This window comes from Streptomyces canarius (assembly GCF_014650735.1).
Classification (GTDB): Bacteria; Actinomycetota; Actinomycetes; order Streptomycetales; family Streptomycetaceae; genus Streptomyces; species Streptomyces olivaceoviridis.
In genome coordinates this window covers 207,609-214,186 of sequence record NZ_BMVN01000014.1, presented here as the reverse complement: position 1 = coordinate 214,186, position 6,578 = coordinate 207,609, and the positions used below count along the sequence as shown (strand labels likewise).

Sequence of the window (6,578 nt, the reverse complement as noted above, 5' to 3'; positions counted from 1 at the left end):
CGTCTTCGGCCTGACCGGCGGTGAGGACGAACACCAGCGGCCGGCACCGGCCGTCGGCCGTCGCCCGCGAGGTGGATCTTCGTGGTCAGTCCGCCGCGGGACCGGCCGATGGCGTGGTCGTCCGGCTCGCCGGCCGGGGCCCCTTTGTGCGGGCCCCGGCAGCGTGCTGGTGAGCGCGCACGATGGTGGAGTCCACGGACACGGCCCAGTTGAGGTCCTCGTCCGCGTCGGCCTGGGCGACCAGGGTGGTGAACACCCGCTCCCAGGTGCCGTCGACGGCCCACGTCCGCAGCCGGTTGAGACGCCCCGCCAGTTGCCGTACCTCTCCGGCAGGTGCACCCACTGGGTACCGGTCTGGAACTTGAAGGCGATCGCGTCGATCACCTCACGATGGTCCCGCCAGTGGCCACGGATGGGTGGCATGGTCGGCATGGCGGAGCGGGATGTTTTGGGGCGGACGGCGGTGCACTACGCGGCTGCCGATGGGGACGCGGATGCCTTGAGGGTACTTTTGGCCGAGGGTGCCGCTCCTGGGGAAGCCGATGCCGCGGGCTGGATGCCGCTGCATTCTGCGGCGCAGGCCCAGGCTCCAGCGGCCGTCGAGGTTCTCCTGGCTGCCGGCGCGTCGTGTGATGCTGCGGACCGTCATGGCAATACACCGCTGTCTAAGGCGGTGTTCGGGTCGCGGGGCGAGGGGACAATGATCCGGCTCCTGTTGGAAGCCGGTGCTGACCCTGACCGGGAGAACGGTCAGGGTGTGAGTCCACGGGCGCTGGCTGAACGGATCGCCAACTATGACGTGGCTGCCTTCTTTCCGACCGAGGACCGGACGTCGTCCTAAGCTCTGCCGCCTGTCGTTTGCCGTCGCCGCCCTCGCTCAGGAATCGCGACCGCCAGCGGCAGAGCCCCGGTCAACCGCGTGCCGGGAAGCCAGGGCTATTACGCCGTAATAGCCCTGCGCCTCACGACTCCCTCCGCACCGAGAAGCCGCCCGAAGACGATTCACAGTCTGTGAAACGGCGCTCGGCGGGGCAGGATGTCAGCATGAAGAAGCGCGCGCGAAGTGCGAGCCGTCCTACAAAACCGCTGGTCAAGGCCCCGATGCGGATCGGTTCCCTCGATGCTCCAGCCGTCGTCGGTGAACTACGCAAGATCCATGAGGACGCAGAAGATCCCGACGTGGAGCGCATGCCTGCCGATGACGAACTGTTCGGTGCGCTCGTCTATGCCGAGAAGCACGTACAGGCGCTGCGCAGACAGTCACCTGAAGTGCAGCGTGCCGCGGCGCTGAAGCGCGTGCAGCTGTGGGAGTACCTCCGAGAGCAGACCGAGATCCACCAGGTGCGAGCAGTGGACGACGCCCGCCGAGCGGGAGCCCAATGGATCGAGTTGGCTCCCGCGTTGGCTGTCGGCGCACCGAACGCTGCCTACAACAAGGCGAAGCGACTGAAGGCCGTTCAGCTCATCGACGAGACGCCTCAAGCACACCCCGTACGTCGGACGCCTGAGGCAGTCCTCAGTGCTGAGCGACGGATTGCCTTGGAGCAGGCTGCCGAGCGCCGCGCCCAGGAGGCGGCGCAGCGGCGGCATGAGGTGTTGGTACCAGTGGTAACCCGTCTGCTGGAGCAGCGCGAGTCCTTGCAGTGCGATGAGGACGCCGACTATTGGCTGGAGGAGATCGAGGCGGTACTCCCCCATTGCCAGACTCCGCTGCAAATGGTGAGCCTGAACCGCTATCTCGATGCAGCCCTGCGGGCTCTGCTCAAACTGGAGCAGCGTACGGGCCGTTCACCAGCGTTGACCGAGGAGGCCCGGCTGGCTTTGGCCGCTGCTGTGGAGCTGCAACAGGGACCGGGGGCCAGTCATGAGCCCGACTCCCCCGGCGCCATGGCGCATGGTGTGTGACTGTCGTTTCGTTCAGGGCGAGGTCGGCAGATGGCCGCGATGCGGAGTGCGGTCGGAAGGCACGAGGGTCTCCGGGCTATTACGCCGTAATAGCCCGGACCGCCAACGCTCCGACTGCACCCCCACGAACCGCCGCTGGTCGAGGTCGCGCCCGGCAAGCAGATGCCCGGCCCGCTCTGTCGCTGCCTTCATTTCCGGGCATAGCCATGTAGTCGGAGGAAGCGGCGGCGTCAGATCCGACCGTCCCGGACCGCTGTAACACGCTCGACCACCCAACGACCCTTGCCGAGATCGGACCCGTGCGCGGCCCCGCAGCGCGGGCGTCGATGCCCGGCTCCGGGCGAGTCATCGGAGTTCGTTGCCGATGTGTTCGCCTCGCCCCGCTGCAACGGCGGGATCAGCGACGGTGGGGCGCGTGTCATCCGCGGGAACTGAAGCTGACAGCCCTCGCCAGTCGATCCAGCCGATGGCCGAGCGTCTGCCGGACGGGAACATGAAGGCAGCAGTTCGTGAACCAGAGGAATGGGCTGCTGATCATCACAGGCGTCGGCGGGCCGGGATCCCTGACGAGGTCGGACACGCCTCCAAGACCCGTCTGGCGCTGGAGCTGCTGGGGCTGTGGGACCGTGTGGCCGGGCAGGGGCGGGCGGTGCCCGTGATCATGACGGATGCCGGCTTCGGCTGAAGCGTCTCCTTCCGGCTCGCGCTGGAGGAACGCGGCTGGTCCTATGTCGTGGCCGTCGACCTGAAGGAGACCGCACGGCGCGGACTTGGACCGCCGACGCTGCCCCGATACCGCGAGGCGCCCCCGGCCGCTGCCAGATCTGGTTGAAGAGTCGCCGTTTTCGAGGAGATCACGTGGCGGCAGGGCAGCAAGGGCACGGCACTTGCACCACCCGTAGCTGCCAGGAGTCCTTGCGTTCCATGCCGGGCAGTAGCCCAAGCAGATGAGGGCGGTGATGGCCCGAGGTCACCCCGGCTGAACCGGCCGACGATGCGGGTTGCGGCCTGCCCAACACCATGACTGCAACTCGTTCTGGAACAGGGTGACTGGCCGCCCGCTGCCCGAGGGCCCAGTGCGACCTCGCGTGAGCAGGAGGTGGAACTGGGCAATCCTTGCCGACTCCGAAGGCAGCGTCTGCTGTTGGTCTATTACGGCGTAATAGCTCCGCTGCGCAGACGTCACTCACAGTCGGAGCGGCGGTTGAAGACCTCGTTCCATACGTCGCCGCCATCAGCCCAGATCCAGAGCCAACGTCGCAGTGATGACGACGCATGTCGCAGGCCGTCATGTGGGTCCTCGCCCCATGCGGGCTCCCAACCGTAAGCGTCATAGACAAGCACCGGGTTGTCGACCGCAGTCGGTGAGTGGACGGCCACCCTTTACGAGCTCGTGCACGGTAGGCGGTGAGGCGTCGAGCTCTCGATCGTCGATCATGGTCGTGTGGTGGGAAACGCGTCTCGTGCAGCGATCATCAGCAACCGGAGGATCACGGGTCTGTCGGCTGATGTGCTCGCTGAACTTGTCGCCGAGGTGGGCCCGTTGTGGCACGAACCGCACCAGGCCAAGCTCGCGTCAAGGCCACGGAAGCGGGCTGTGGGCGCGGGCGCGAAGCACCGGCTGGTGTTCGTCGACCGGTTCCTGGCCACGCTTGTCCATCTCCGCCACGCTGCCACGCACGACGTGCTGGCCTGTTGGTTCGGCGTCGACCGCTCCACCATCACCCGTGCCATCGGCGAGGTGCGGCCACTGCTCGCCGAGCGGGGGTGCACCATCAGCCCGGGTATGCGTTTGCGGACCCTGGCCAACGTCGTCGACCATCTCGGCGCCAGCGGGAACACCGGGATCATCGACGGCACCGAGATCCGCGTCCGCCGCCCTGCTGCCGGCCGCAAGGACCGGGATGAGTTCATCTCAGGCAAGAGCAGGCAGAACGCCGTCAAGACCATGGTGGTCACGGACCCGCGGCCGGCAGCTGTGCGGACATCACGCACGCTCGTCAGTTAGGGCTGGTCAGGGTCTTGGCCGATGGGCCCGCAGTGGAAATCCTTGCCGATGCCGGCTACCAGGGCCTGGGTGCGCAGGCCGGCGGACGCGTGGTGACGCCACCACACCGAAAGTTCAAGAGGCAAGCTCCGGACTGGTACGAGGAGATGTACGAGCGGCAGCGTAAGGCGCACTCCTCGCGACGCATCCGCGTCGAGCACGGCATCGCCCATCTGAAGAACTGGCGTGCCCTGGCCCGTCACCTCGGCCGCCGCGAGCACATGAGCGACACCACCCAGGCCGTCGCCGCCCTGCTGTCCCATCAGCAGACCGCCGACCTGACCCCGGCACGACCCATGTGAACACCAAACCCCACCCAGGCCCACGACGCCTCACCGCCTACCGTGCGCGAGCTCGTTAGCTGAACTGTTCCGTTGCTGCCGTACGACACGATGTCGTCTCGGTCCTGGTCCAGCTACTCACTGCCGTCTTGCTCGGCTATCCACGCAACGGGGACGTCTGCTGTGTCGAAGCGCCGGCCTGGGTCGCACGCGCGCGAGCCCGCAGCTTCTCGATCAGCATGTTGTCGTTCCTCTCCCCGGTCTCGGGTGCAGCGCTGTGCGCAAGCGGGCCCAAGCGCCGGCCGACTCCGTCCCGTCCCGCAGACGACGCACTGGCAGTCATCCGGGGGTCGGGCTATTACGCCGTAATAGGTCGGCGATGACGCGGGCGTTGGCCAACGGCTGCGTCCTGAGGTCGTTCGGAGCTGACATCGCATGCCTCTCCAGGCGTGAGTACCCGCGACCTCATCGCCGGCTCCCCATGGGCTGCTCTCTGCCCGTTGGCCCGACGCGGCTCTGCTGCCCGGGCGGGTGCACGCTCCGGTGGGGCGAGGTCTCCAGCTTCTCATCGTGGGCGGCCGGGGTGTTCCCGACGTGGCGCCTGAGGCATCGTCAACCGCTGCCAGTTGGTGCTGGCTTCCCGGAATTCATTACGTGGCTGAGCCGAGTGGGGGGCTGATGGAGACATACGCGCGCCTGATCGTGCGCGTACCGGTACGTCGTGGCTGACTTTCTGTGGTGCGGGAGCAGTGGGGGAGAGGGGAGTAAGCGAGGGGAGTCACTGCACCGGTCATGGACCTGAGCCGAATGCGGAAACCCCGTACGGCGCTGAGTTGTAGATAAAGAGAGCGACGCCCCCGAAAGGGCTCTGACCTGCGGAAACAGGTCTCTGGACCCAGATCCTGTGAACTGCCAGGCAGTTCCTGTGACAGCAGAGGCGGATCCGTGGAACCGGGTGCCCAGTTCCGCAGATCGTGGCAGTCAGATCCCCTGGACTGCTACCACGGTTGGAGGAACCGCCAGGCGGTTCTGGGGGACTGCCAGGCAGTTCTCAGGAACTGCCACCACGTCCACAGGAACTGAGTACCGCTGTTCTACAGCAGCGGTAGATTGACGTCACGTACATCTCTCACGTAGAGGCAGCCGGTGTCGGGAAGGTCGCGGAGGGATCCCTTACGGCAGACGACACGGCCGACAGGCGGAGTTGATTGACTTCTTGCTCATGTACGTTAGGTTCATGAGGGCGGCTCGAAGGCCGCCCTCAAAGGAACGGTGCGGCAATGACCCATGCACGGAGGGCCTGTTGGGAGCAGCACGCAGACTGGTTGACGCCGACACGGGCGAGCCAGTCCTCTATGCGCCATATGCCTTCTCCGGCAGGCACACCCAGGTGGACAAGGCCAGAGTCGAGGCCATCACGGAGTCGAAGGCGTTCACACCCAGCCAGAAGTTTCTGGTGCTCTGGTGGATCGGCGTCTCTCCGGAGGGGATGGAGCCATTGAGGGCCACGGGGGCCGACATCGCCAAACGGGTGGGCATGTCGACCGACGCCGTGGGGAAAATCAATAGGAAGCTGACCAAGCACCGCATCCTGGTAGTGCGTGGACGTATCGGAAATTACAACCTTTACCGCATCAGTCCTTACATCGCTTTCCACGGCACGGGCTTGGAGCAGCGTGAAGCGGTGAAATCATGTAATCCGCCAGACATCCCGGGCTTCGACGAGAACACGCCAGCACGGTGGGAGGCAAAGTGACCAGCGACGACAGGCAGCAAAACCTCAGGTTGCTGGAGGCCACGGCCGGCATGACCGCCAACCAGCGCCTCGTCGTCATGCTCTACGCTCTGCACCCGACTGATCGCTCAGGCGCCGTCCTGGAAACAGCCGCTCAGCTGGCCAAGCTGGTCGGCATGGCGCCGCCCGTCTTCTCCAGAACACGTAAGCAGGTCATCGAACTCGGCTGGCTGGAGCAGACGGAGAAGATCGGTCACATCAAGTACTACCGGTTGACCCCGGGGCAGCTGGGGGAGCGGGTCGTGGTCCCGTTCCGGCGGGCCACCTGAGGCGCTCTGTGGATCGCGCTAAATGTACTTCACGTCAATGAGGCGCGATCCGTAGGACGCCTTTGTCTGTCGTCCCGACAATGGTCTGGTCCGTTGTCGGGACGATGTTGCGGCCTGTCCCTGTTCCCGTGGGAGGAGCGGACGGTCCCTAGGGGGAACGCCAGAGGGCCATAAGCCGGGCAAATCATCTCATATCCGACCGGCTTTCGAACAGTTCGATTCTTCGCTCAGAACGATTCTCCCGTAGCCGCTCCCGGCGCGCCGGAGACGGTTTTGCGTTG

7 protein-coding genes and 2 pseudogenes are annotated in these 6,578 nt (G+C 65.9%); 7 read left to right on the top strand and 2 right to left on the bottom strand.

From position 1 onward, the window contains the following. Nucleotides 1–85: 85 nt before the first annotated feature. The gene (locus IE294_RS49720) at nucleotides 86–343 is read right to left on the bottom strand and encodes a hypothetical protein (RefSeq protein WP_373315840.1); all 258 of its coding nucleotides are present in this window, start codon (nucleotides 341–343) and stop codon (nucleotides 86–88) included. A 5-nt stretch (nucleotides 344–348) separates the two neighbouring features. Further along, a pseudogene (locus tag IE294_RS49715) lies at nucleotides 349–423 on the bottom strand (hypothetical protein); the annotation flags it as partial. Between IE294_RS49715 and IE294_RS21590 the strand changes: the two are divergent. The 7 genes and pseudogenes from IE294_RS21590 (at nucleotide 422) to IE294_RS21565 (ending at nucleotide 6,297) form a co-directional block, all read left to right on the top strand. Then, nucleotides 422–841 carry an ankyrin repeat domain-containing protein gene (locus tag IE294_RS21590; protein ID WP_229917274.1) on the top strand — a complete coding sequence of 140 codons (420 nt, stop codon included), beginning with the start codon at nucleotides 422–424 and terminating at the stop codon, nucleotides 839–841. The pseudogene IE294_RS49715 and the gene IE294_RS21590 overlap by 2 nt on opposite strands. 203 nt (nucleotides 842–1,044) lie before the next feature. Next, on the top strand, nucleotides 1,045–1,905 hold the full coding sequence (locus IE294_RS47730; RefSeq protein WP_229917273.1) for a hypothetical protein: 861 nt from the start codon (nucleotides 1,045–1,047) through the stop codon (nucleotides 1,903–1,905). 366 nt (nucleotides 1,906–2,271) lie between these two features. Beyond that, nucleotides 2,272–2,590 (top strand): annotated as a pseudogene (locus IE294_RS21580) (transposase). A 759-nt stretch (nucleotides 2,591–3,349) separates the two neighbouring features. Further along, on the top strand, nucleotides 3,350–3,913 hold the full coding sequence (locus tag IE294_RS47725; protein WP_229917272.1) for a transposase family protein: 564 nt from the start codon (nucleotides 3,350–3,352) through the stop codon (nucleotides 3,911–3,913). Nucleotides 3,914–3,927: 14 nt separating this feature from the next. Next, nucleotides 3,928–4,254, top strand: a complete 327-nt coding sequence (locus IE294_RS47720; protein ID WP_229917271.1) for a transposase family protein — start codon at nucleotides 3,928–3,930, stop codon at nucleotides 4,252–4,254. Between the two features lie 1,282 nt (nucleotides 4,255–5,536). Further along, entirely contained in the window at nucleotides 5,537–5,989 is a 453-nt protein-coding gene (locus IE294_RS21570) for a MarR family transcriptional regulator (RefSeq protein WP_078611565.1), read from the top strand. Next, the gene (locus IE294_RS21565; RefSeq protein ID WP_014669002.1) at nucleotides 5,986–6,297 is read left to right on the top strand and encodes a cyclic nucleotide-binding domain-containing protein; all 312 of its coding nucleotides are present in this window, start codon (nucleotides 5,986–5,988) and stop codon (nucleotides 6,295–6,297) included. The genes IE294_RS21570 and IE294_RS21565 overlap by 4 nt, the downstream gene beginning before the upstream one ends. The last annotated feature ends 281 nt before the right edge of the window (nucleotides 6,298–6,578 follow it).